Annotated in this window: 22 protein-coding genes and 1 pseudogene; 8 read left to right on the top strand and 15 right to left on the bottom strand. The window is 59.4% G+C overall.

Annotated elements, in window-relative coordinates; genetic code table 11:
• Positions 1-82: 82 nt before the first annotated feature.
• On the top strand, positions 83-2,722 hold the full coding sequence (gene ligD / locus AB4O41_RS04575) for a DNA ligase D (protein WP_460146473.1): 2,640 nt from the start codon (positions 83-85) through the stop codon (positions 2,720-2,722).
• 206 nt (positions 2,723-2,928) lie between these two features.
• Here the strand turns inward: ligD and AB4O41_RS04570 are convergent, their stop codons facing one another.
• Positions 2,929-3,210: a DUF3303 domain-containing protein gene (locus tag AB4O41_RS04570; RefSeq protein ID WP_460146472.1), complete on the bottom strand. Its 282-nt coding sequence runs from the start codon at positions 3,208-3,210 to the stop codon at positions 2,929-2,931.
• Between the two features lie 211 nt (positions 3,211-3,421).
• Positions 3,422-3,823, bottom strand: coding sequence for a hypothetical protein (locus tag AB4O41_RS04565; protein ID WP_183678382.1), 402 nt, complete (start codon positions 3,821-3,823; stop codon positions 3,422-3,424).
• Between the two features lie 339 nt (positions 3,824-4,162).
• On the opposite strand from AB4O41_RS04565, the gene AB4O41_RS04560 reads away from it, so the two are divergent.
• Together AB4O41_RS04560 and AB4O41_RS04555 are read left to right on the top strand one after the other, a co-directional pair.
• Positions 4,163-5,035, top strand: a complete 873-nt coding sequence (locus tag AB4O41_RS04560; protein WP_460146471.1) for a DNA/RNA non-specific endonuclease — start codon at positions 4,163-4,165, stop codon at positions 5,033-5,035.
• A 111-nt stretch (positions 5,036-5,146) separates the two neighbouring features.
• Positions 5,147-5,308 (top strand): DUF2986 domain-containing protein, encoded by a 162-nt coding sequence (locus tag AB4O41_RS04555; protein ID WP_095053428.1) that lies wholly within the window; start codon positions 5,147-5,149, stop codon positions 5,306-5,308.
• A gap of 170 nt (positions 5,309-5,478) precedes the next feature.
• Here AB4O41_RS04555 and AB4O41_RS04550 read toward each other — a convergent pair whose 3' ends face one another.
• The 9 genes from AB4O41_RS04550 to AB4O41_RS04510 all read right to left on the bottom strand — a co-directional run bounded on the left by AB4O41_RS04550 (position 5,479) and on the right by AB4O41_RS04510 (position 14,744).
• Positions 5,479-6,219 (bottom strand): Mut7-C RNAse domain-containing protein, encoded by a 741-nt coding sequence (locus AB4O41_RS04550; protein WP_460146470.1) that lies wholly within the window; start codon positions 6,217-6,219, stop codon positions 5,479-5,481.
• A 260-nt stretch (positions 6,220-6,479) separates the two neighbouring features.
• Complete coding sequence (locus AB4O41_RS04545) at positions 6,480-6,872, bottom strand: hypothetical protein (protein ID WP_460146469.1); 393 nt, start codon at positions 6,870-6,872, stop codon at positions 6,480-6,482.
• Between the two features lie 459 nt (positions 6,873-7,331).
• Positions 7,332-8,099, bottom strand: coding sequence for a phosphonate ABC transporter, permease protein PhnE (gene phnE / locus AB4O41_RS04540; RefSeq protein WP_460146468.1), 768 nt, complete (start codon positions 8,097-8,099; stop codon positions 7,332-7,334).
• Complete coding sequence (phnE, locus tag AB4O41_RS04535; protein ID WP_460146467.1) at positions 8,096-8,932, bottom strand: phosphonate ABC transporter, permease protein PhnE; 837 nt, start codon at positions 8,930-8,932, stop codon at positions 8,096-8,098. The genes phnE (AB4O41_RS04540) and phnE (AB4O41_RS04535) overlap by 4 nt, the downstream gene beginning before the upstream one ends.
• A complete protein-coding gene (locus AB4O41_RS04530; RefSeq protein ID WP_460146466.1) occupies positions 8,926-9,723 on the bottom strand; it encodes a phosphonate ABC transporter ATP-binding protein in 798 nt (265 codons plus the stop codon). Before AB4O41_RS04530 ends, phnE (AB4O41_RS04535) begins: the two co-directional genes overlap by 7 nt.
• Positions 9,720-10,571 carry a putative selenate ABC transporter substrate-binding protein gene (locus tag AB4O41_RS04525; protein ID WP_460146465.1) on the bottom strand — a complete coding sequence of 284 codons (852 nt, stop codon included), beginning with the start codon at positions 10,569-10,571 and terminating at the stop codon, positions 9,720-9,722. Before AB4O41_RS04525 ends, AB4O41_RS04530 begins: the two co-directional genes overlap by 4 nt.
• Positions 10,572-10,741: 170 nt before the next feature.
• On the bottom strand, positions 10,742-13,183 hold the full coding sequence (locus AB4O41_RS04520; RefSeq protein ID WP_460146464.1) for a TonB-dependent siderophore receptor: 2,442 nt from the start codon (positions 13,181-13,183) through the stop codon (positions 10,742-10,744).
• Positions 13,184-13,272: 89 nt separating this feature from the next.
• The gene (locus tag AB4O41_RS04515; protein ID WP_460146463.1) at positions 13,273-14,241 is read right to left on the bottom strand and encodes a FecR domain-containing protein; all 969 of its coding nucleotides are present in this window, start codon (positions 14,239-14,241) and stop codon (positions 13,273-13,275) included.
• Positions 14,238-14,744, bottom strand: a complete 507-nt coding sequence (locus tag AB4O41_RS04510; protein WP_460146462.1) for a sigma-70 family RNA polymerase sigma factor — start codon at positions 14,742-14,744, stop codon at positions 14,238-14,240. The genes AB4O41_RS04515 and AB4O41_RS04510 overlap by 4 nt, the downstream gene beginning before the upstream one ends.
• Positions 14,745-14,822: 78 nt before the next feature.
• On the opposite strand from AB4O41_RS04510, the pseudogene AB4O41_RS04505 reads away from it, so the two are divergent.
• Positions 14,823-14,927, top strand: a pseudogene (locus AB4O41_RS04505) (hypothetical protein); the annotation flags it as partial.
• A 62-nt stretch (positions 14,928-14,989) separates the two neighbouring features.
• Here AB4O41_RS04505 and AB4O41_RS04500 read toward each other — a convergent pair.
• On the bottom strand, positions 14,990-15,211 hold the full coding sequence (locus AB4O41_RS04500; protein ID WP_460146461.1) for a hypothetical protein: 222 nt from the start codon (positions 15,209-15,211) through the stop codon (positions 14,990-14,992).
• 258 nt (positions 15,212-15,469) lie between these two features.
• Here AB4O41_RS04500 and AB4O41_RS04495 point away from each other — a divergent pair, with 258 nt between their 5' ends.
• Positions 15,470-16,483 (top strand): GlxA family transcriptional regulator, encoded by a 1,014-nt coding sequence (locus tag AB4O41_RS04495; RefSeq protein WP_460146460.1) that lies wholly within the window; start codon positions 15,470-15,472, stop codon positions 16,481-16,483.
• Between the two features lie 111 nt (positions 16,484-16,594).
• On the opposite strand, the gene AB4O41_RS04490 is transcribed toward AB4O41_RS04495, so the two are convergent.
• Complete coding sequence (locus AB4O41_RS04490; RefSeq protein ID WP_447789910.1) at positions 16,595-16,975, bottom strand: RidA family protein; 381 nt, start codon at positions 16,973-16,975, stop codon at positions 16,595-16,597.
• 158 nt (positions 16,976-17,133) lie between these two features.
• Positions 17,134-17,547, bottom strand: coding sequence for a tautomerase family protein (locus tag AB4O41_RS04485; RefSeq protein WP_460146459.1), 414 nt, complete (start codon positions 17,545-17,547; stop codon positions 17,134-17,136).
• A gap of 154 nt (positions 17,548-17,701) precedes the next feature.
• On the opposite strand from AB4O41_RS04485, the gene AB4O41_RS04480 reads away from it, so the two are divergent.
• Positions 17,702-18,589, top strand: coding sequence for a LysR substrate-binding domain-containing protein (locus tag AB4O41_RS04480; RefSeq protein ID WP_460146458.1), 888 nt, complete (start codon positions 17,702-17,704; stop codon positions 18,587-18,589).
• Between the two features lie 50 nt (positions 18,590-18,639).
• Here the strand turns inward: AB4O41_RS04480 and AB4O41_RS04475 are convergent, their stop codons facing one another.
• Complete coding sequence (locus tag AB4O41_RS04475; protein WP_460148276.1) at positions 18,640-19,269, bottom strand: FMN-dependent NADH-azoreductase; 630 nt, start codon at positions 19,267-19,269, stop codon at positions 18,640-18,642.
• A 110-nt stretch (positions 19,270-19,379) separates the two neighbouring features.
• On the opposite strand from AB4O41_RS04475, the gene AB4O41_RS04470 reads away from it, so the two are divergent.
• Together AB4O41_RS04470 and AB4O41_RS04465 are read left to right on the top strand one after the other, a co-directional pair.
• On the top strand, positions 19,380-20,234 hold the full coding sequence (locus AB4O41_RS04470; protein WP_460146457.1) for a LysR family transcriptional regulator: 855 nt from the start codon (positions 19,380-19,382) through the stop codon (positions 20,232-20,234).
• 126 nt (positions 20,235-20,360) lie between these two features.
• Positions 20,361-21,581 carry a helix-turn-helix domain-containing protein gene (locus AB4O41_RS04465; protein ID WP_460146456.1) on the top strand — a complete coding sequence of 407 codons (1,221 nt, stop codon included), beginning with the start codon at positions 20,361-20,363 and terminating at the stop codon, positions 21,579-21,581.
• The last annotated feature ends 26 nt before the right edge of the window (positions 21,582-21,607 follow it).

The raw sequence follows: 21,607 nt of genomic DNA, 5'->3' as shown, positions 1-21,607 counted from the left end.
ACGGCGATGGAATTTTCTTCCAGGCCTGTCGCTCTGCTGATGTAGAACCTGCCCACTCAGCGTTCGGCAACGAGCATCAGCCATGAACAAGAACCTGGACGATTACAACCGCATGCGCGATTTCTCGGCGACCTCGGAACCGGCCGCCGCCAAACGCTCGGGCAAAAAAACGGCGAAGGATCATGCGTTGCAGTTCTGCATTCAGAAGCATGACGCCTCCCACCTGCACTATGATTTTCGCCTGGAACTCGACGGTGCGCTGAAAAGTTGGGCGGTGCCGAAAGGGCCGTCGCTGGACCCCAAGGTCAAGCGCCTGGCCATCCATGTCGAAGACCATCCACTGGATTACGCCACGTTCGAGGGCACCATTCCCAAAGGGCATTACGGCGCCGGCGATGTGATCGTCTGGGATCGTGGGGTGTGGATTCCCCAGGACGATCCGGCCAAGGCGTACACCAAGGGCCGGCTGAAATTCGAGCTGAAAGGAGAAAAGCTTGGCGGCCTGTGGAACCTGGTGCGCACGCACATGCCGGGCAAGCAGGAACAATGGTTTTTGATCAAGCATCAGGACAGCGCCGCCAGACCCGACAGTGAATACGACGTGGTCGCCGCCGAGCCGGACAGCGTGCTCAGCGACCGCACCATCGTGGAAAAAAAGCACGGTGCTGAAAAACCAAAACCGATCAAAAAAGCCCCGGCCAAGGCGCGTAAGGAAAAGTCGGCACAACTGACGGGCGCGCGCAAAGCCAAGCTGCCCGAGCTGCTCAAACCCGAACTGGCGACGCTGGTCGAATCCGCGCCGAGCGGCGAATGGAGCTATGAGATCAAGTTCGACGGCTACCGGGTCATGGCGCGCATCGACCACGACGAGGTCAAACTCTTCACCCGCAACGGTCACGACTGGACCCACAAACTGCCCGGGCAAGCCGAGGCACTGGCAGCGCTGGGCCTGGAGTCGGCCTGGCTCGACGGCGAAATGGTGGTGGCCAACGAGCAGGGCGTTCCGGATTTTCAGGCGCTGCAAAACGCGTTCGATTCCGGCCGAAGTGGCAGCATCGTTTACTACCTGTTCGACTTGCCCTACCTCAACGGGGTGGACCTGCGCGAAGTGCCTGTCGAGGAGCGCAGGGCTGCGCTGGCGACTGTGCTCAAGCCCAATGAGAATCCGCTGTTGCGATTCTCCGACGCCTTCGGCGAATCCCCGGAGGCCTTGCTCAACAGTGCCTGCGAGATGCAGATGGAAGGGCTGATCGGCAAACGCCTGGGTTCGCCTTACGTGTCTCGGCGCACCAGTGACTGGATCAAACTCAAGTGCAAGCATCGGCAGGAATTCGTCGTGATCGGCTTCACTGACCCCAAAGGCGCACGCAGTGCTTTTGGCGCATTGTTGCTGGGGTTGCACGACCGCGACAGCGGTGAGTTGCGTTATGCCGGCAAGGTTGGCACCGGGTTTAACGAAGCGACCCTCAAACGTATTTACGAACAGTTGAAACCGCTGCAGACGAAAAAACCGTCGGTGGTCAATCCGCCTAGCGGTTTTGAAGCCAAGGGGGTGCATTGGCTCAAACCCACACTGTTGGCAGAAGTGGCCTTCGCTGAAATGACCAAGGACGGCTCGGTGCGCCACGCCGTGTTCCATGGCTTGCGTGATGACAAGCCTGCCAAAGAAATTACCGAGGAGCTGCCGACAACCGTGAACACTTCCGCCTCGAAAACATCAGCCTCGAAAACCGCCGCAGTAAAATCCACAGCGAAGAAGAAATCCGTCGCCGAGAAACCTGACGCCGCCGACCCGAAAAACGTCCAGTCAACTGTCGCGCCGTCGCAGATCGGCCTGGCCAGCGGCAAGGTGCGCATCACGCACCCGGACCGGGTGATCGACGCCAGTAGTGGCACCACCAAGATGCAACTGGCGGAGTACTACGCCAGCGTCGCCGAATGGATTTTGCCGCAACTCAAGGACCGGCCGGTGGCGCTGGTGCGCGCGCCGGACGGCATCGCCGGCGAACTTTTCTTTCAGAAGAACGCCGAGCGCCTGGCCATTCCGGGGATTGTTACCCTGGACAAGGAACTGACGGGCCAACCGGTGATGATCATCAACAATGCCAAAGCGCTGATCGGCGCGGTGCAGATGAGCACGGTGGAACTGCACACCTGGAACGCCACGTCAGTCGATCTGGATAAACCCGATCGCTTTGTCCTCGACCTCGACCCAGATCCGGCGCTGCCCTGGAAAAGCATGATCGAAGCGACTCAACTAACCCTCACAGTGCTGGATGAACTGGGACTCAAGGCGTTTCTCAAAACCAGCGGCGGCAAGGGGATTCACCTGGTGGTACCGCTGACCCGCAAACAGGGGTGGGACGAGGTCAAGGACTTCAGCCACGCGATCGTCAGCCACATGGCCAAATTACTGCCGGATCGCTTTTCGGCGGTGTCCGGACCGAAAAACCGCGTCGGGCGGATCTTCATCGACTACCTGCGCAACGGTCTGGGCGCCACCACTATTTGCGCCTACGCCGTGCGCACCCGCGAAGGGCTGCCGGTGTCGGTGCCGATCTTTCGGGAGGAGGTGGCGCAGCTCAAGGGCGGCAATCAATGGAATGTCCACAATGTGCATGAACGCCTGGCCGAAATCGGTGACGAACCCTGGGCCGAGCTGAAGAAAACCCGACAGACAATCACTGCAGAAATGCGCCGGCGGGTCGGGATGAAAAAGTAATGAAGTAGAGGAGGGCGGCGAGGGGAGCCTGTCAGTTAAGGCGCGCAATTTGTGGGAGCGAGCCTGCTCGCGATAGCAGCGGTACATTCAGCATGAATGTTGGCTGACCCGCCGCTATCGCGAGCAGGCTCGCTCCCACAAGGGCCGCAGTATTCAGCTCTTGTCTGACTGACATTGAGTGTGAGCTGCGCTCGCCGCCTCGACGACTATTGTTTGCCGAGCGCGGCAGCCAGCAGCGGCGCCGCCTGTTCATCGGTCAATGCGGCGTGAACTTCCATGCTCATGAGGTCACTCCATTCCAGCACCCACTTCTGAATCGACACCGGATCATCGGCCTCTGCAATGCCAAAACCACTCGAGCCACCGACGGCATGCCAGCGCCCCAACATTTTGACGCCTGCGGGTGGCGCACCACCGGTCTTGAGAAAACGTTCGATTGCGCTGTTACGGTGTTGCGGACTGATTGACCAACTGACAATGAATAACATCTGCCACCTCCTGCTACGGATTGGCACCTTTATCTTCGCGCACCTGACTGGCGCCGGGGCCACGGTCACGCTTGTGTTTCCAGCTCCATCCTGGCTGGCCTGAAACCCTTTCTCCCATGAAAAGGCATAGCAGCGGCCCGCGTTTTGCGTACGACCGCTGATCCTCTTTCAGGCATTTGAAATGAACATATCGGGATAACAGTGCAAACCATCAGGCATCACGCAACAAGTCGTTGGCATTGAGCAGCTCGTAGGCAATCTCCGGGCGCTTCTCCAGCCCGCGGCGAATCGCCGCCGGAATCGACTGACGGGTTTTGCGACACAGGCCCGGCAATTCGCCGAGGGTGATGTTGATGCCGCGCATGGTGCGCACTTCATTGAAGCCCGGGACGATCTCCACGCGCAGACCCAACTGCTCATACATCCGGTGTTGCAGACGCTCCAGGTCGCTCAGGCTCTGGAGATTTTCCAGGCGTTCGATCAGGCGCTTCTCCTCCGACCGGGTCAGGCTCAGGATGCGCAAATCCGCGCCGGGGGTTTCCAGCAAAGGCTCACGCTCGCAGATGCAGGCTCCGGGCGGGCAGGGTTGGCGGATCGGAAGAGAGGTCGTCATGGGGTTCAATCATAGAGCGCTATGATCGGATTTGCCCATGGGGTTGTTGTGCCGTTGAGCGTGATGTCTACATTCCTCTACCGATCGCTTCTTCGACGAGCATTGGTAAGTCGAATGTAAACGCTACTCAGCACTAAAGTGACTTGTGATGGTCAATTAATCCCGCAACGATTATCAGCAGTCGTACTGCTCGGAACCGACCGAATCCGCATCGGTATTTTGATCAAGGACAGTGAAAGCATGCTTGCCGCAATTTAATCAGCAACCGCCTCCACCGGGTTCCGTGAATCGGGACTCGTCGTACGTTTACCCCTCAATCCAATTCGAAGATTTTAAAGCATGCACCTACGCAAAATTGCAGTTGGGCTGTCGGCCCTTGTTTTGCTCTCGACCGGGGCAGAAGCCCGCGGTCTGCTGGATCTCCTCAAACCGCCCACCCAGCATCAGGAACAAGTATCCCGTTCGGGCTCGGTCAGCCAGAACGCGGCCCTGGGCCTCTATTCAAACAAACAGAAACAGGCATCGTTTGACGGCTGCGCAGAGCTGTTCCCGGCTGCGAAACCGATCAACACGGCCACTGTGCCTGCAACCATGAAACCCTTGGCGCTGTGTTCCGACAACTTTGCGGTGTTGTACTCGCAAACCAGCAAGACGCCATTGGTAGTGGTCGAACGCCTTAATGCCGCCCAACTGCAGGATGCCAAAGGCGAGGAGCGCACCAACCAGTTCTACCCGGACCCACGCATCCCCAAGAGTGGACGGGCAGAGTTGAGCGACTACCGTAGCCAGCATCCGGCCGTGGACCGCGGCCATCAATCCCCGGCAGCCGATGCACCGAACCCCAATGCAATGGCCCAATCCTTTGCACTGTCGAACATGGTGCCGCAAGACCCAACCAACAACCGGAAGATCTGGAGTAAGGTCGAGTCCGATGTCAGGAAATTTGCCAAGCGAGCCGACGGTAATGTTTTTGTCTTTACCGGCCCGCTCTTTGACTCAGGCCATACCACCATCGGCGACAACAAGGTCTGGGTGCCGACTCGCCTGTTCAAACTGGTTTACGACGCATCGTCCAAGCGTGCCTGGGCCTACGTACTGCCCAACGCTGAAACTCGCATCGAGAGACCGATGGACTATGACGCTTTCGTGAAGAGTACCGGGCTCAAACTGCTTGGAAATCTACCGGTCACAGGTTCCGTAGGGCGCTCTTGATGGCTTGATGAATTGCACCCCAAAGGCTGGATGCAGCCGATGGGGTGTTTCATTCTGGCCCAATATTTTAAGCTGATATCATTCAAGAGCTTACAAACCGAGTAGAAGAATATGAATCGTCGTAAAAAAATAAAGCAGTTATTAAAGGCTCACGCCAAAAAGGCGAGTGCCAAATTGGCACCGCCAAGCAAGTCCAAATACATTAGTAAAGCTGACCGATTGAAGCTGGCTGCTGAATCCAGTCAGGACTCAATCATTTCTTCTGAGAGCTGATCTATGTAGCTGCGAGGACGCGGCCTAACAACTCATTCAAGCCGTAGCCGCTTCGCGGCTCTGAATTGAACCAGATTCCCTGGGTACATTTGATTAGCCGCTGTTGGCCGTTATCCAGCTGATACAAAAGCCAGTTATCCCTGGCAACGCAGCCGGCGCGATGCGCTCGGCTATCGGTCCAGCAGAGGTGCCAGCAGTTCGCACATGCTGCGCCAGTGCGAACCCTCCCAGTAAACCCGTTGGCAGGCGTCGCAGCGCAGGAAGTGTGAATAGAGGACGCCAACGCGTGGCGGCACCTGCTGTCGGGCCTGTTCCGGGCTGATCTCGTGCAGCGGCAGGTTGCAATGAAGGCACAGGCTGAATGGCCGCGCGCTACGCGCCAGGTCGAGGCGCTCGTACAATTCGCGCAGCTGCAGCGACGGTTTCAGGGCATGCACGTAACAGCCGTGGCTGATGATCCGCCGCTTGAGCAGTTCGCGATCGCGGGTCAGCACGATGCGTCCTTGCTGCGCGGCGATCTCGGCGATCTCGCTATCCTCGAAGCCATTGTCGTAGAGGGTGTCGAAGCCGCTCATGCGCAGCAGATTGGCCAGCCCGCCAAGGTGCGCATCAGCGACGAAGCGCAACACCCGTAAAGGTTGCGCACGAACCTTGAGCAGCGGGCTGATGTCCAGCGCTTCGAACTTGGGATACACCGCCAGCCGGTCATCGTCGAAGATCACCCGCTCGAAGCCCACCGACTCGCCGTTGAGCAGCACCAGTTCGACCTCGGTATGCGGAATCCCGAGCGCCTCGATCATGTGCTTGACCGTTGCCCCTCGCGCGCACTCGCAGGTGAAGGACTGCCGCCGCCGTCCGGCCGGCAGGAAATCGTTGAGCTCCTCGTAGAAGCGGAAGGTTGCACTGGTCATGCTGAACAGTATGGCAGGGGCTGAAGGATGAGCGAGTCTGGTTTGGATATCTGCGGCAGGCGCCGAACTACGATCGCAATCAAGTTGAAATTGACTATGCCATGGCGCTTCTTCGATTGTTGATACTGTTCAGGCAGTTCACATTAGGCTGAGCAAGCAAGCAGGATTACCCTTTGATGATGTAAGCGCCCCGGGTCGGCAGTCTTTCCGTTTTGAGATGGACGCCCGTGTTGCAGGCGGATTGATCCCGTGGCTTCGCACTAGCGACGATAGTAGCGGCGATTGTCCTCGTAGCGGTGCCGCATGACCCGATCCTGGTGGCGCTCCCAATCACGATGGCGTTCTCGGCGGGCTTGCTCTCTACGCCAGTTTTCTCTACGCCAGTCGTCTCGGCGCCAATCGTCTCTACGATCGTGCCAACGGCCGTCATGCCAGTATCGGTCGTCATGAGCAAGCAACGGCCCTGGCTGCTTGCCGGCCATGCTAGCCAAGGTCGGCCAAGGGTTGCCGGCGGGCTGGACAGGAGCCTGAACGGCTGTGACTTCAGTTGCGAAAGCAGGGGTTGAGGTCTTCATCTGTGTTGCTGATGCCGAGCCCACTGCCGCGAACGCGAACAGGGCGAAGAGCACCATCCGTGGGTCATGAAATTTCATGAGCGAAGACAACCTCTGATTGACAATTGGACGTGTGGCCATCTGGCTACGGGGGGCGCGGGTTCGCGCTAACCGAGCGGATGTGCCTTTCCACATAGACAGATAAATAGGGAAAAGTTCTAGGGAGCTGCTGTTTAAATAGCCTGCGGCCCTTGCTATCTCGATGTCCGATTCTGGCCGCGGTGCGCTTGAGCGCCAATGCCATGTCCCGCTTTACCCCGGCATCAAACCGAAGGTTTTGGCGAGAGCGGAGCCTATCTGTGCTCCGAATGGAATTGTGCGCAAAGGTGCAGTACCTTGTATTTGTAGCACTCTCGTATCGCAGTCCTGTCCAGGTGAGAGGTGGCCTTCATGAACAACATCATCTACATCGTTGGGGTCGTTGTGATTGTCGTGGTTATTCTGTCGTTCCTCGGGTTCACATAGCTTCGAAGACCGATTGCCGGGCACCGAAAGCAGTCAAGCCTTGACCCAGCGTTGACGGCTCCAGCTACTCAATGTATCGACGGCGAGTACCAGTAACAGCATGGCCAGAATAACCGTGCTGGCTTGAGCTTCCTGGAACAGACTGAGGCTGACATAGAGCATCTGCCCCAAACCACCGGCGCCGACGAAGCCGAGCACGCTGGCCATGCGGATATTGTTTTCCCAGCGATACAGGATGTAGGCCAGTAGCTGTGGCAACAGGTTGGGTAGTGTGCCGTAACAGAAAGCCGATACGGCGTTGCCGCCCTGCAGGCGGATGGCTTCGGCCGGTTCTGGTGGGGTGTTTTCCAGCGCTTCGGCGAACAGCCGGCCAAGCACGCCGGTGGTGTGCAGGGCTAATGCCAGGGTACCGGCATTGGGGCCGAGACCGGCGGCAAGGACCATCAGCGCGGCCCACACCAGTTCCGGAACCGCGCGCAAGGCGTTGAGCACCAGGCGCGACGCGCTCTGCCATGGCCAGCCGAAGCGCCCGGCCGCAGGCAATGCCAATAACAGACCGAATACCGCTGCGAGCAGGGTGCCCAAGGCAGACATGGCAATGGTTTCCAAGGCGCCATTGCCGATGGCTTGCAGATGGCCGACGCTCAGGTCCGGTCTGAGAAAACGCTGCGCATAAGCGCCCATCTGCTTCAGATTGCCGGTGCCGCCCAGCTCGCCGAGGTCAATGCCCAGGTAACTGAACGAGGCGAGCACCGCTGCGCCGATGCAGAGCAGCAGTGTCAGATTGATCAGGCGATTCATGCCAGCCTCCAGCGCAACAGGCGGCTGAGTTGATCGGCGAGCAGCACCAGCACGAGGAACGTCAGTAACAAACTGGCCACTTCACCGCCGGCGAACATGCGCAACGACAGATCCATTTGCTGGCCCAGGCCGCCGGCACCGACGAAGCCCATCACCACCGAGGCGCGGATGGCGCATTCCCAGCGGTACACCGTATACGACAGCAGCTCTGCAGCGACATTGGGCAGGATCCCATAGCAAAAGGATGCGAGCCGACCGCTGCCCGATTGCAGTAGCGCGTGGGCCGGGCGCTGGTCGACCGACTCGAAAATTTCCGCGTAAACCTTACCCAACATGCCGCTGTAGGTAATGGCAATGGCCAGCACCCCAGCCGTCGGGCCGAGGCCGACGGCGCGCACGAACAACAGGGCCCAGACGATTTCCGGCACGCTGCGCAGGAAGATCAGTAAACCGCGTACAGGCCAGCGCAGCAGTTGGCCCCAATAGCTCGGGTGGCCGGCGCGGGAGGCAGCAGACAGCGACAGAGCGCGGCTGGCCAACAGGCTGGCAGGGACTGCCAACAGCAACGCCAGGGCCATGCCGGCCGTGGCGATGGCCAAGGTCTGCAGGGTGGCTTGCCACAGCAGCTCAATGAACTCCTCGCCATGGGCCGGTGGCCAGAAGGCGGATACAAACCGGCCCATCTCGCTCTGACTGTCACTCGCCACCAGCACGCTGAGGTCCAGCTCGCTGAAGTGAATGCCCGGCCACAGCAAGGCAAGGGCCAGCAAGGTGAACAGCAGGCGGGGCCGGGTGGCCGGATCTCGGGTATCTCGGGTATCACGGGTCAGCATCGGGGAATCTGCACACTCAAGGGCGGCGGAGCAAGCGGTGGGGATTGCAGTTGTTCGTTGGCGTAGAGCTTGTCGAGCAACTCACGGTCGACTTCGCTGGCCGCAAGGTCGAACAGGATCTGTCCATCACGCAAGCCGATGATGCGCGAAAAGTGCGCCAGGGCCAGCTCCACCGCATGCAGGCTGGCGACCAGGGTGACGTTGTGCTGCCGGGCATGGCGACAGAGCACCGAAAGCGTGTGCTGGGCCAACACGGGGTCCATGGCCGATACCGGCTCATCGGCCAACAACACCTCGGGCGCTTGGTACAACACGCGGGCAATGCCCACGCGCTGCAATTGTCCACCGGACAGTTGCTGGCATTGCGCGAACAACTTGTCACTCAGGTCCAGCCGGGCCAATGCCGCGCGTGCGCCCGGAATATCCAGTGGATGCAGCAGGTTCAGCAAGCTCTTGCCCAGCCCCCACTGACCCAGCTTTCCGGCCAGCACCGCAGTGATCACGCGCTGGCGCGGTGGCAGAGGGGGCGACTGATGGATCAGGCCGATTCGAGCGCGCAGGCGCTGGCGCTGACGGGCAGAAAGCTGCCAGGCTCGCTCGCCGAGCACCTGCAACTCACCGTTGCCCGGTCGCAGGGCGGTGGCCAGCAGGTTGAGCAGGCTCGACTTGCCCGCGCCGGACGGGCCGATAATGGCGACCTGTTCGTTTGCACCGATGTGCAGGTCCACGCCACGCAACGCCTGGACGCCGTTGACGTGGGTAAGGCTGACCTGGGTCAGGTGCAATGTCATTTGAGCAGTTCGGCGGCGCGTGCGGCTTCTTCGATACCTTTGTAGTTCTCGGGTTTGGTGTCGATGAAGCGGCTGGCGGCCTGCAGATCCAGAATCTCCTTGTCCGCAGGCTTCGCCGGATCGAGCGCCAGGAAGGCTGCCTTAATCTTGGCCGCCAGCGCTGGGTCGAGGGTCCCGCGCACCGTCCAGTTGTAGTCGAAGTAGGCCGGAGTGGTCGCAAACACTCTGACCTTGGTGGTGTCGACCTTGCCGGCGGCGACCAGTTTTTCCCACACGCTGGCGTTCAGTACGCCGGCGTCGACCTTGCCGGCCTGGACCCAGGCGACAGTGGCGTCATGGGCGCCGGAGTAACCAACGCGACTAAAGTAAGTTTCCGGCTTGATGCCGTCCTTGAGCATAAAGTAGCGCGGCATAAGACTGCCTGACGTGGAGGACACCGAGCCAAATGCAAAGGTCTTGCCCTTGAGATCGGCAAGGGACTTGACGGCAGGGTCGGCGGTGATGAATTTGCTGGTGAATTGGGCGTCCTGTTCGCGCTGTACCAACGGAATGGCATTGCCGGTTTTCAGACGTGCCTGCACGAACGTGAAGCCGCCCAGCCAGGCCAGGTCGATGCGGTCGGTGGCCAGCGCTTCGACCACGGCCGGGTAGTCGCTCACGGGCACGAACTCGACCTTCATGCCCAACTGTTGTTCCAGATAGGCTCCAAGCGGCTTGAACTTGCGCAGCAGTTCGGTCGGGGCTTCATCGGGAATCGCGCTGACTTTCAGCGTATCGGCGGCCTGTGCCAACAGGGTGCAAAATGACAGGGTCAAGCCGATGGCCAATGCCAGGGTGCGCTTGAGCATGGAAGATCTCCGGTGTATTAACGAAAGAATGTCGAGGCGCCTGGCATGCCTGGCGCTTTGTGAGGGTAGACGAAAGGAGCGATATTGACCGGTTTTGGCCCAATTGCAATCTGTTGCGAAGGGTGACAGTCGACCCGAAGCTCCATAGCGTCAGTGCCACATCTTCGTCGCTAGAACGAGGGGGTGTATTTTACGCTGAACATGACGTTTCGCGGTTCACCAAAGTTGTTGTTGCCATTCAGTTGGTTGTATCCCGCCATGTAGTAGGACTTGTCAAACAGGTTGTTGGCGTTGAGTGCCAGACCGATCTCGGGGGAGAGTTGGTACCCGAGGCGGGCGTTCCATACGGTGTAACCAGGCACCTGGTAAGTGCGTTCGTAACCCAGGGTGTGACTTTGGGTGGTGAAGCCCAGACCGGTGCTGACTCGGTTCCAGTCGCCACTGAACTGGTAGTCGCTCCAGACCCGCAGCATGTGTTTTGGCGTCCATTGGCTGAAGACTTTGCCTTCGTCGACCGGATCTTCAAGGTATTTAGTGGTGTTGTAGGTGTAGCCAGCGAACAATTGTAAACCGCTGAGCACTTCACCGCTGATTTCTGCTTCGATCCCCTGGCTGCGAACTTTCCCCGCGGCCGTCGAGCAATACCAGCCGTCACAGGCGAAACCCGAGGCGACGTCGTTGACGGCACGGTTTTCCTGGTCGTAGCGGAACATGGCCAGGGAAGAGTTGACCCGGCCATCCATCAGCTCGCCCTTGAGGCCGATTTCGTAGTTGGTACCGATCACCGGTTTGAGCACCGAGCCGCTCGCGGTGCGTGCGGTCTGTGGTTCGAATACGTCGGTGTAGCTGGCATAGACCGCCCATTCGTGGCTCAGGTCATAGACGATGCCGGCGTAGGGCGTGACTTCCCCGGTTTCGTGCATGGTGCTTGGAGCATTGGCGATAGAGAGGTTGGTAAAGGCCGCCTGGTTCGCAGACGTATAGCTGTAGTCATACCAGCTGACCCGAGAGCCGAGCACCAGAGTCAACGGCTCGAACGGTTTGATCCGCCAGCTGCCGTACAGGCCTTTTTGACGGATGTCGTACTTGCTGGTGGTCGCACGGCCGCCAGCGGTATTGAGCAAGCCGTCGTAGCTGATTTCGGGGCGGTCGTGGTCGATCTCGAAAATGGTGTCACTGGTGTTATTGAAGGTTCGCGCGTAACGGTCATCCGTGGCCATCTTGGCGTAATTGCCGCCCAGCGTGATTTCTTGCTGCATGGACAAGACTTCAAAGTGCCCGGTCAGGTTCATGTCCAGACCGATCTTGGTGGAGTCGAAGTCCGTGACCCAATCGGCGTATTGCATGCCACTGCCGTCGGCGTTGAGGCCGGCCCCGGAGGTTTGCACCCGCTGGTGGGTGGAGTTGTTGTCTTCACTCATGCGCACTGCGCCGACCTTGAAGGCCCAGTCATCGTTGAAACGATGCTCCAGATCGGCATAGACGGTGGTGACGTCGATGTCCGAATGGTTCCAGCGCGCGCCGGAGTAGGTTGAACGCGACACGTCGACAGGGTCGCCGTTAGCGTAGCGTGGCAGGCCACGCAGCATCGGGCGTGATTCGGCGTCGGAGCGGCTGACCGCCAGGCCCAGGGTGGTGTCGTCGCGCAGATCGATGTCCAGAGCGCCGTACAGCGAGTGGGTCTTGCTCCATTCGTAGTCGATGAATGAACCACTCTGGTCCTCGTCGGCAACGAAGCGTCCACGCACGGTGCCGGTCTGGTTCAGCGGACCGCCGGCGTCCAGTTGCAGGCCGTAGTGATCCCAGGAACCGGCCTTGCCGGTGAGGGTCACGGTCGGTGCGTTCTGGCCGCGTTTGCGCACCAGGTTGATCGCACCGCCGGGGCTGCCTGTGCCCTGAAGCAACCCGGATGCGCCGCGCAGCACCTCCATGCGATCGAAGAAGATCAGATCCTGCGTGGCCCAATTGCCCAGCGCGTAGGTGTTGCGCGGGATCGGCACGCCGTCGTACTGCCAGTCATCGATCTGAAAACCGCGAGAGGTCAGAATCATGCCCTTGCCCACACCTTGGACGCCAACCAATCCGGTGGTCTGGTTGGCTGCGTCTTTGAGGTCGGTCAGGCCTTGGTCGTCCATTTGTTTGCGGGTCATCACCGTGACCGACTGCGGAATTTCCTTGAGCGTGTGCGTACCCTTGCCAATAGTCACCGACCGCGCGGCATAGGAGCCCGAGCCTTCGGTGGTGGCATCGGCGCTGTGCTCGACGATACTGGTCACATCCAGTTGCAGCGTTGCGTTGCTGTCCATGACCGGCTCGACGCTGAAGTTGCCTTGCTCGGTCACCCGCAACTGCAGGCCGCTGCCCGTCAGTGCCCTGTGCATCGCCTGTTCAGCAAGCATCTGGCCGATCACCGCCGGCGCCTGTTTGTCCTGCACCAGCGAAGGCTCCAGTGAAACGATATGCCCGCTCTGGCTGGCGATGGCATTCAGCGTGCTCGCCAGTGAGCCGGCTGGCAGGTTGAAGGTCAGGCTTTGCGTCTGGGCCACAGCGGGGCTGGTCAGGGTTGCCAGGGCAACGGCAACGCAAAGGGTGTGGGGCCATGGGTTGAACACAGCATTCTCCTGATCGTGTGGAAGTGTCAGGAGATAGGTGGGACGAGAAATGAAAACCAGACACGAATGAGAGTTATTTTCAAAAAAAATTATCTGGCACGAATCAGCGTCACCCAGGGGCTGTAGCGATCCACTCGTATTGGCAGGGTTTCAGCCAGGGCGGTGAAGGCCCGATCGGGGTCGTTGAGCGGGAAAACGCCCTGGACGCGCAAATTGCGAACTTCGGGTGCAACCCGTACAAAGCCCCGACTGTAGGGGCGTAGAGCGTCGACGACCTGATGCAGTGGATCGTCCAGCACGTTCAGTCGCCCGCTGAGCCAGTCGGAGCGATGGCTCTGGTCGCCGGTAATGCGGATTATCTGCCGGTCATATAACAAGGCTGACTGACCTTCTTGCAGATCAAGCGTTGTACCGTTGAACAGCCGAGCTTCGACCGAATGCTGCAGCACCACCACTCGACTGGCGTCCTGCTCCTTGGCAACCAGGAAACGAGTGCCCAGTGCACGTACTTCACCCTGTGCGGTACGCACGCGCAGCGGACGTTGGGGATCGGCGGCCACCTGAATCACCAGCTCTCCGTGGCGCAGCACCACCAGCCTTTGCTTGTCATCGAAGTACAGGTCCACCGCACTGTCGGCGTTCAGGCTCAGGCGACTGCCGTCGGCCAGATTGAAGTGCTGACGCTCTCCGGTTCCGGTGTGCAGATCAGCCAGTAGCGAGTCGCCCAGCGGGCTGCGAGCACCCAGCCACAAGCCGCCACCAAGCAAACCCAAGCCGGCGATCACCCGCAGCGCGTCGCGTCGCGAACCATGGGGCTGCAGCAACAGTTGGCGAGCTTCACCGGCTTGACCGGGCACCCGTCGATCCAGCGCGCGAACCGTGTTGAAGGAACCACCGAGACGCTCCTGCAATATTGCCCAGGCCTGAGCGTGCGCAGGATCCATAGCCAGCCACGCGTTGAAACGCTCTTGCAGTGCGGCATCGGGCGTACCAGCGCGCAGCCTCACCATCCAGTCAATGGCCTGCTCGCTGACAGGATCCAGGCGCAGCTTGCTCATGGCGACAATTCGCTCAGGTAGCACTGCCGCAATGCCTGTTTCATGTAGCGGCTGACCGTGCGTTCCGACAGCCCCAGCTTGTGCGAAATAGCCACGTAACTCAGACCGTCCAGTTGGCTGTAGAGAAAGGTAGCCTTGACCACAACAGGCAAACCGTCGAGCGCCCGGTCGATCGCGACCAGCGCCTGGATTAACTGCAACTGTTCTTCGGGGGAGGGTGCTAGCGCTTCGGGCAGCGTAGACAGGCGTTCCAGGTAAGTTAACTCCAACTTGCGCCGGCGATGACGATCGTAAATCAGCCGTCGAGCAATCGTTGAAAGGTATGCACGAGGTTGTTCGATGCTGTCGGGGTCAACGCGGGCCACCAGCATCTGGTAAAACGTATCGCCGACGGTGTCTTCGGCATCCGCGTGATTGCGTAGACGCCGCTGAATATGCTGCAGCAGCCAACGATGGTGGTCGCTGAAAAAGAAGCCCAGCTTGCTGGTCGGGAGAGAGTGCACTGGTCGTTTTCCAGATGTTAGTGTGAATCGTTCTCAATATTACCTGTGTGATGATGGCCACTGCAATCTCTCAAGTGCTCCACCGAACTCGACGATATCTGGATGCGTGATATCGGGGCCAATTTTGTCATCGATGGGGCAGGCGGGCTCGGCGCCGTGGATTTCAACTTCGACGGCTGTGGCATGGCTTGAACAAGTATCATCGTCGACAGGCGGTCCGAGGGCCTCGTCCCTCCGGTATTTTGCTAATTACCATCCGCCACCTTGCGTTCTATCTCCGCTATTTTTCGCCTGAGCTCTTCAGCCTCCAGCTCCTGGGCGTGAGTTTGATTTACACCTTCGGCGTCACTCTCGCTGTCCTCAAGTTCTCCTTCGACCACATCGACGGGTTTGCCAGACGTATCGGTAGGCGGGACGTTCGAGGTCGTTTCTGATTCGTCGCCATTAACACGGTCATCATTGTTCATTTCGCTTACCTCTATTGGCCTACACATTAGATACAGCGGTATGGAGGGAGTTCGGGTTTTCAAGTATTTGTGGCTGGGCCCGGATCACCCGCCACAACACTATCTTTGTCGATGATAAAGACCCGCTTCGTCACGGCTTTCAACTGGCCTGATCGGTCGCATAATGGCGCTAGGGTTTTTTGAGCTTTTGCCGTTAGCATGACGCTTTATAAGCACACCAAATGGCAGATTGGCTAACGTAACCGAGTGGGTCGAACATTGATCGAACGACGTCAATTCAGCGGAGGCATGAAGGGCAAAAACCTCCGCTATCTGAATGAAAACCCTGGCGAGCCTGCTCGAATGACTCGGGCGGGCTTTTTGCTGCTCGAGCATTTCTCGCTGCCCGCGTTCACGCAAGCGCTGGACACGATTGTCACCGCCAATCTTCTGCGCCCCGGATTGTTCTCTTCTCGAACGTTCGGCTTGAACGAGGGGGAAGTCGTCAGCGATCTGGGCCTGGTCATTCGGCCGGATGCGCGCATCGATTCTTCAGCCATTCGCGACCTGGACCTGCTGGTCATTTGCGGCGGCTACAGGACAGAACTGAAGGCGACTGATGAGTTCATCAGCCTGTTGCGAGCGGCGGCAGACCACGGTGTCAGTCTGGCCGGGTTGTGGAACGGTGCATGGTTCCTGGGCAGCGCAGGCTTGCTCGATGGATACCGTTGCGCCATTCATCCCGAACATCGTCCCGCCCTCGCGGAAATCTCCAAGGCGACGCATGTCACCAGTGAGCCCTATGTCATCGATCGAGACCGGCTCACTGCGTCCAGTCCCTCTGGCGCATTTCATATGGCGTTGGACTGGATCAAGGAACTGCACGATAAAGCCCTGGTCGAGGGTATCGAGGACATTCTGGCTTTCGAGGAGTCTCGCTACCGGCGCATCAAACCGGCTGAAAATATCTGTGTGAGCGCGCCGTTGCGAGAGGTGGTCAAGCTAATGGATTCCAACCTCGAAGAGCCTCTGGAGCTGGAGCAACTGGCGGTCTATGCGGGCCGTTCCCGGCGACAACTCGAACGCTTGTTCAAGGAGCAGCTCGGGACCACGCCGCAGCGATATTACATGGAGCTGCGCATCACCGAAGCGCGTCGACTGCTTCAGCACACAGAGCTGTCACAGGTAGACGTGCTGGTTGCCTGTGGCTTTGTGTCGCCCAGCCACTTCAGCAAGTGCTATAGCTCGTACTTCGGCTACAGGCCTTCCAAGGAAAAACGGCTGGTCAAATAAAAGCCGTCCTTTGAGTACCGGCGAAGATTCCCAACGGCGCAAAATTTGCCGTCGGGAATGGCCCGGTGGCAGCCGCTCGCTGGAACAGTGCCACCGGATAAGTCCGCGGACTCAGCCCTTGGCCGCCATCGCAGTAACTTCCACGCGCATCCCTTCGACCGCCAGGGACGCCACGCCAACGGCGGCGCGCACCGGCCAGGGCTTGGCGAAGAAGCGCTTGTAGACCTCGTTGAAAGCGGCGCGGTCGGCCATGTCAGTGAGGTAGATGGTCAGATGCAGCACCCGGTCCATCGAACTGCCGGCAAGCTCCAACGCCACCTTGAGCGCTTGCAGAGTGCACTCGCTCTGCTCGGCGATGCCACCCAGCTCCAGGCTGCCGTCGGCGCGGGTGGGGATTTGGGTGGAGACCAGCAGGCCGCCGAAACCGGCGACGTCGGAGGAGATGGATTCCGGGTCTGGGTCGGGCAGGAAGGTGAGGTCGCGGTTTGCCATGGGGGATCTCATGCTTGAAGGGGTGAAGGGCGGTTGTGTATGGGGCGGCTGGCAGCGGGCTGGATCAGCCACGCGGCCAGTTTACAGCCCCATCGTCGGACCGTTGGTGAATCAGTGTCGAAAACGCTCAAGGCAAGCAAGATTTGACGCTTTGACCTCTACACGGCAGAGGCACCACCGGTTTGTTGCACTAATGCCATTGCAAACTTGCCATAACCCACCGACCAATCCGAATAGTCATTCTCATGCATGAAGATGAAGATATCTTGCGGACGAACCTGTGCTTGAGCGCCGAGGTTGTCAGCAATTTTCTTATAGAGGTCCCGCTTCATGGCGTCGCTTCGACCTCTACGCATCGTAATTTCAATCACGATCAGACTGTCTGAACGAGCGACGCCATTGAAGGTGCGGCTGTAAAAAAATTGTTCCGGGTCATAGTCCGCTACCAGGTTGAACAGTTCATCCGCAGGCATACCAATGCTGTCTACCAGCGCTTGGTGTATGCCGTCGACGATGCGTTGACGTTGCTGCTGGCTGGTGCCTTTGATGACGGCTGTTCGAACGAAGGGCATGTGAGATTCTCTCAATTGATTTGGGGGGGCGCCCCTGCACAGCGGTTGATCCTGAACAGGTAACCAGGCAGGCGGGCGTCGGGTCATCTTCCAAAACCGGAAGACGACTGGAAATCGATTTATGCGCCCGAAGTAATTGAGTTAAAGTCACTTGATGAAACGACGCCTCCCTCCTTTAAATGCACTCCGCTCTTTCGAGGCCGCTGCCCGATTGGGGAAAATGACATCTGCTGCCGATGAGCTTTGTGTCACGCCTGGCGCCGTGAGTCGCCAAGTACGCCAGTTAGAGCTGAGCCTTGGGGTGGACCTGTTCGAGGGTACGAAAAATAAACCACGGCTCACCGCTGCCGGAAAAAAACTGCTGCCGGATTTGACGGCAGCGCTGGATCAGATTGAGGCCGCCGTAGACAGAATAAGGGACACCGCGACGGGTATTCTGGACGTGTCTTGCTTCAGTACGTTTACGGTCAAGTGGCTGATTCCGCGTCTTTTCGATTTCAATGCGAAGTACCCTGACATCAAGATTTGCTTGAATTCCTTTGTCCACGCTACTGATCCGGACCGAGACCGATATGACGTGATGATCACGGCTGAGCAGGGCGTCCTTGAAGGTCAAAAAAATACCCTCCTGCTGTTTCCTGAAAGATTGGGCATCGTTCTGTCACCGACGTTATCTGCGCGTATCCAACTCACTGAATTGAGTTCTATTTTCCTGCATCCGCTGCTGCACACAAAAACTCGTCCAAATGCCTGGGCAAGTTGGAGTGACGCGATTGGATATAAGGTGACCGCGCCGGTCGGAGTGGAGTTTGAGCACTACTATTTCACACTGGAGGCGGCGATTTCCGGCCTGGGGATCTGTGTCGCCCCTTGGCATCTGGTGGCCGACGACATTCGTCTTGGCCGTTTACTGGCGCCGTTCGGATTCCACCAAAGTGACTATTCCTATATTGCGAAGCGAAGTCCGGGCCCTGACAAGAAACTGGATCTGTTCTGCGCGTGGCTGGGAGGCCAAGCCGAACAGGACAGCTTTGCGGATTGAGATTGCAAACGCAGGTTCAATCGTCGCAACCAGCGAGAGCACTTGAAGCGTCAGCTAACGAGACTATCTGCCAGCCTCATGGCCTGCTGGATCGCGGCCTTGCGCGCACTCAGGTCAACGTCTTCCCCCAGGATGGTTTTCTCGACAATCACCGAGCGCACATCGCTCACGCCGATAAATTGCAGCCAGGCTTCCACGTAGGGCTTCTGAAAGTCGAAGCGCTCCGCTGGCGTGATCGATTGCGCCGAAAAATCCAGGCCGCGGGCGTACATCACCACGGCGGTTTTGTTGTGCAGCATGCCCTCCAGACCGCGTTCCGGGTCGAAGCTGAATAAAATGTCTTTCTGCGACACCAGGTCGATGAAGTGTTTGAGTTTGTACGGAATGCTGAAATTCCACAGCGGTACGGACATCACCAGGATGTCCGCGCGGTGCAGGAACGCGGCCAGATCTTTCAAGGTGTTCCAGGCGTCTTGCTGCGCCGGGGTCAAGGGCGTGCCATTGAGCCCGGCGTATTTGGCGTCCATTGCCAGCTCGTCGAATTCCGGCAACACCATGTTCCAAAGATCGAGGGTGATGATTTCGGTGTCCGGGGTGTTTTCTTGATAGCGCGCAATGAAGCCGCGGGCGACTTCAAGGGAGGCTGACCGCTGTTTGCGCGGGGAACATTCGATATGCAGAAGGGGTGGTCATGGCGTGTCTCGGGTGGTGGGGACGTTGGAATATTGCAACATAGTTTTATTTGGAATATAAATCGTGAATAAATAAGTCATTGATCACGAATAGAGCTATGTTCGATGTTCTGCTGTTAAAAACATTCGTCACTGTCGTCGATGAAGATGGTTTCAGTCGCGCAGCCGAAAAGCTGCACCTGACCCAATCTGCGGTCAGCGGTCACTTGCGGCGACTGGAAGAACAGGTCGGTAAACCGCTGTTGAAACGTACGACCCGTTCCCAGCAATTGACGCCCGATGGCGAGCGCCTGATCGCTTATGCGCGCACGATCCTCGCGCTGAGCCGTGATGCCTGGGCGCAACTGACGCGCACGCCGTTTAACGGGCGGGTGCGGATCGGGGTATCGGAGGATTTTGTCGAACCGCGACTGCTGCGGGCTTTTCAGGATTTCGCGGCGCAGTACCCAGGCATGGAAATCGACGTGCAGGTGGGTATTCCCGGCACGTTGCTGAACCTGATGAAGCAAGGCGATCTGGAGCTGGTCATCGGTTCGCTGTGCGAAACCAGCGAAGCGGGATTGCTACTATGGCAAGAACCGCTAGTGTGGGCCTGGTCGGCGCAACCCGTCACCCAGTTACCGATACCGTTGCCGCTGGCGCTGTTCCCCGAGCCCTGTCCTTATCGTGAGATAGCGCTCAGGCGACTGGCTCAGGCGGGGATCGCCCAACGCACGGCGATGTCATGCACCAGCACCGCCGGGTTGCGGGCGGCGGCATTGGCGGGTTTCGCGGTGGCGCCCATGGCGGTCAGTCAATTGGGGCAGGGACTGGCGGCTCTGGGGGCGGAGCAAGGGTTGCCGGATTTGCCGGCTGCGCAGTTTCGGTTGTTTACCTCTGCTGAAGCGGATCAGGCGATTGTCGCAGCGCTCACTCAGCTGATTGTGGAGTATTGCTCCACGCGAAGGGCTTGACCGTCATTTTCGAGGCTACGATCAAGTAAGCGGCTCCCCCTAACGGATCGGCGTGCGGCTATGCGGTCGTGAGATAGACTGATTAGCGGGCATCGACCGGTGGGGGTGACAGGTGGCGCGCTTCAGATGGATTCGCTGATCACGGCGGCGGCCCGTGCGCTTGCGGCGGGTGATCCCCTCGGCGCGCTGAACCGCATCGCCTTGCGCGATGATGCGCCAGCCCTCGCGCTTCGCGGCATCGCGATGGCGCAGCTGGGTGATCTTGTGCGCGCGAAGGCGTTGGTGCGCAGCGCCGCACGTGCCTTCGGGCCGAAAGAGGCTTTGGCCCGGGCGCGATGTGTCGTCGCCGAGGCCGAAATCGCGTTCGCCTCGCGGGACCTGAACTGGCCAACCAAGGCACTCGACGCCGCGCGGGCGACGCTTCAGGCGCACGGCGACTGGGTCAATGCTGCTCATGCGCGATACCTCGAGATCCGCCGCTTGTTGCTGATCGGGCACCTTGACGAGGCTGAACACCGGCTCGCCGAACTCGATCCGACGCCGTTACCGCCCGCATCGAGGGCAGCCTACGAACTGGTCGTGGCGGGCATCGCAATGCGTCGCCTGCAAACAAAAACGGCGCGCGCTGCACTCGAACGGGCCAAGCGTGCTGCACAACACGCCGCTATCCCCGCGTTGACGGCAGAGGTCGAAAGCGCCGCCCGCATCCTCGACACACCCGCGGCGCGGCTGATTGTCGGTGGCCAGGAACGGCCGCTGCTGCTTGATGAAATTGAAGCGTTATTGGCATCCCCCACACTGGTCGTGGACGCGTGCCGGTATGTCGTGTGCGACGCAGGCTCAGCGGTTCCGCTCGCCCGGCGGCCGGTGCTATTTGCGCTCGCCCGGGCGTTGGGCGAAGCGTGGCCCGCCGACGTGCCGAGGGAGACGCTGATTGCGCGCGCCTTTCGGATGAAGTACGCGGATGACTCCCATCGCGCGCGGTTGCGCGTCGAACTCGGGCGGTTGCGCGCGGCGCTGCACTTGATCGCCGATGTCGTCGCGACCCCGCGAGGGTTTGCGCTGGCGCCGCATGTTGCGCATGACGTCGTGGTGCTGGCGCGGCCTGTCGAAGAACAGCATGCGACGCTGCTCGCCTTCCTCGCTGACGGTGAATCATGGTCGAGTTCGGCGTTGGCGTTAGCGCTTGGCGCCAGTCAGCGCACCGTGCAACGAGCCCTCGACACGCTGGCGGCGGCCGCCAAGGTGCAGTCATTCGGTCACGGCCGTGCCCGTCGCTGGATGACCCCGCCGGTTCCGGGATTCGCGACGGTATTGTTACTCACAGGGTTGCTGCCGAGTGACTAGCATCGACTTCACCCACCCAGTGAACG

This window comes from Pseudomonas sp. S2_A02 (genome assembly GCF_054668495.1).
This window is presented reverse-complemented; position numbering and strand designations above follow the sequence as displayed.

Excerpts from the sequence above, each read along its gene's own strand:
- AB4O41_RS04525 (WP_460146465.1), bottom strand. The coding sequence starts at position 10,571 with ATGCTCAAGCGCACCCTGGCATTGGCCATCGGCTTGACCCTGTCATTT.
- AB4O41_RS04485 (WP_460146459.1), bottom strand. The coding sequence starts at position 17,547 with ATGCCCTTCGTTCGAACAGCCGTCATCAAAGGCACCAGCCAGCAGCAA.
- AB4O41_RS04470 (WP_460146457.1), top strand. The coding sequence starts at position 19,380 with ATGTTCGATGTTCTGCTGTTAAAAACATTCGTCACTGTCGTCGATGAA.
- AB4O41_RS04500 (WP_460146461.1), bottom strand. The coding sequence starts at position 15,211 with ATGAACAATGATGACCGTGTTAATGGCGACGAATCAGAAACGACCTCG.
- AB4O41_RS04530 (WP_460146466.1), bottom strand. The coding sequence starts at position 9,723 with ATGACATTGCACCTGACCCAGGTCAGCCTTACCCACGTCAACGGCGTC.
- AB4O41_RS04545 (WP_460146469.1), bottom strand. The coding sequence starts at position 6,872 with ATGAAATTTCATGACCCACGGATGGTGCTCTTCGCCCTGTTCGCGTTC.
- AB4O41_RS04560 (WP_460146471.1), top strand. The coding sequence starts at position 4,163 with ATGCACCTACGCAAAATTGCAGTTGGGCTGTCGGCCCTTGTTTTGCTC.
- ligD (WP_460146473.1), top strand. The coding sequence starts at position 83 with ATGAACAAGAACCTGGACGATTACAACCGCATGCGCGATTTCTCGGCG.
- AB4O41_RS04555 (WP_095053428.1), top strand. The coding sequence starts at position 5,147 with ATGAATCGTCGTAAAAAAATAAAGCAGTTATTAAAGGCTCACGCCAAA.
- AB4O41_RS04515 (WP_460146463.1), bottom strand. The coding sequence starts at position 14,241 with ATGAGCAAGCTGCGCCTGGATCCTGTCAGCGAGCAGGCCATTGACTGG.
- AB4O41_RS04465 (WP_460146456.1), top strand. The coding sequence starts at position 20,361 with ATGGATTCGCTGATCACGGCGGCGGCCCGTGCGCTTGCGGCGGGTGAT.
- phnE (WP_460146467.1), bottom strand. The coding sequence starts at position 8,932 with ATGCTGACCCGTGATACCCGAGATACCCGAGATCCGGCCACCCGGCCC.
- AB4O41_RS04550 (WP_460146470.1), bottom strand. The coding sequence starts at position 6,219 with ATGACCAGTGCAACCTTCCGCTTCTACGAGGAGCTCAACGATTTCCTG.
- AB4O41_RS04570 (WP_460146472.1), bottom strand. The coding sequence starts at position 3,210 with ATGTTATTCATTGTCAGTTGGTCAATCAGTCCGCAACACCGTAACAGC.
- phnE (WP_460146468.1), bottom strand. The coding sequence starts at position 8,099 with ATGAATCGCCTGATCAATCTGACACTGCTGCTCTGCATCGGCGCAGCG.
- AB4O41_RS04565 (WP_183678382.1), bottom strand. The coding sequence starts at position 3,823 with ATGACGACCTCTCTTCCGATCCGCCAACCCTGCCCGCCCGGAGCCTGC.
- AB4O41_RS04490 (WP_447789910.1), bottom strand. The coding sequence starts at position 16,975 with ATGGCAAACCGCGACCTCACCTTCCTGCCCGACCCAGACCCGGAATCC.
- AB4O41_RS04480 (WP_460146458.1), top strand. The coding sequence starts at position 17,702 with ATGAAACGACGCCTCCCTCCTTTAAATGCACTCCGCTCTTTCGAGGCC.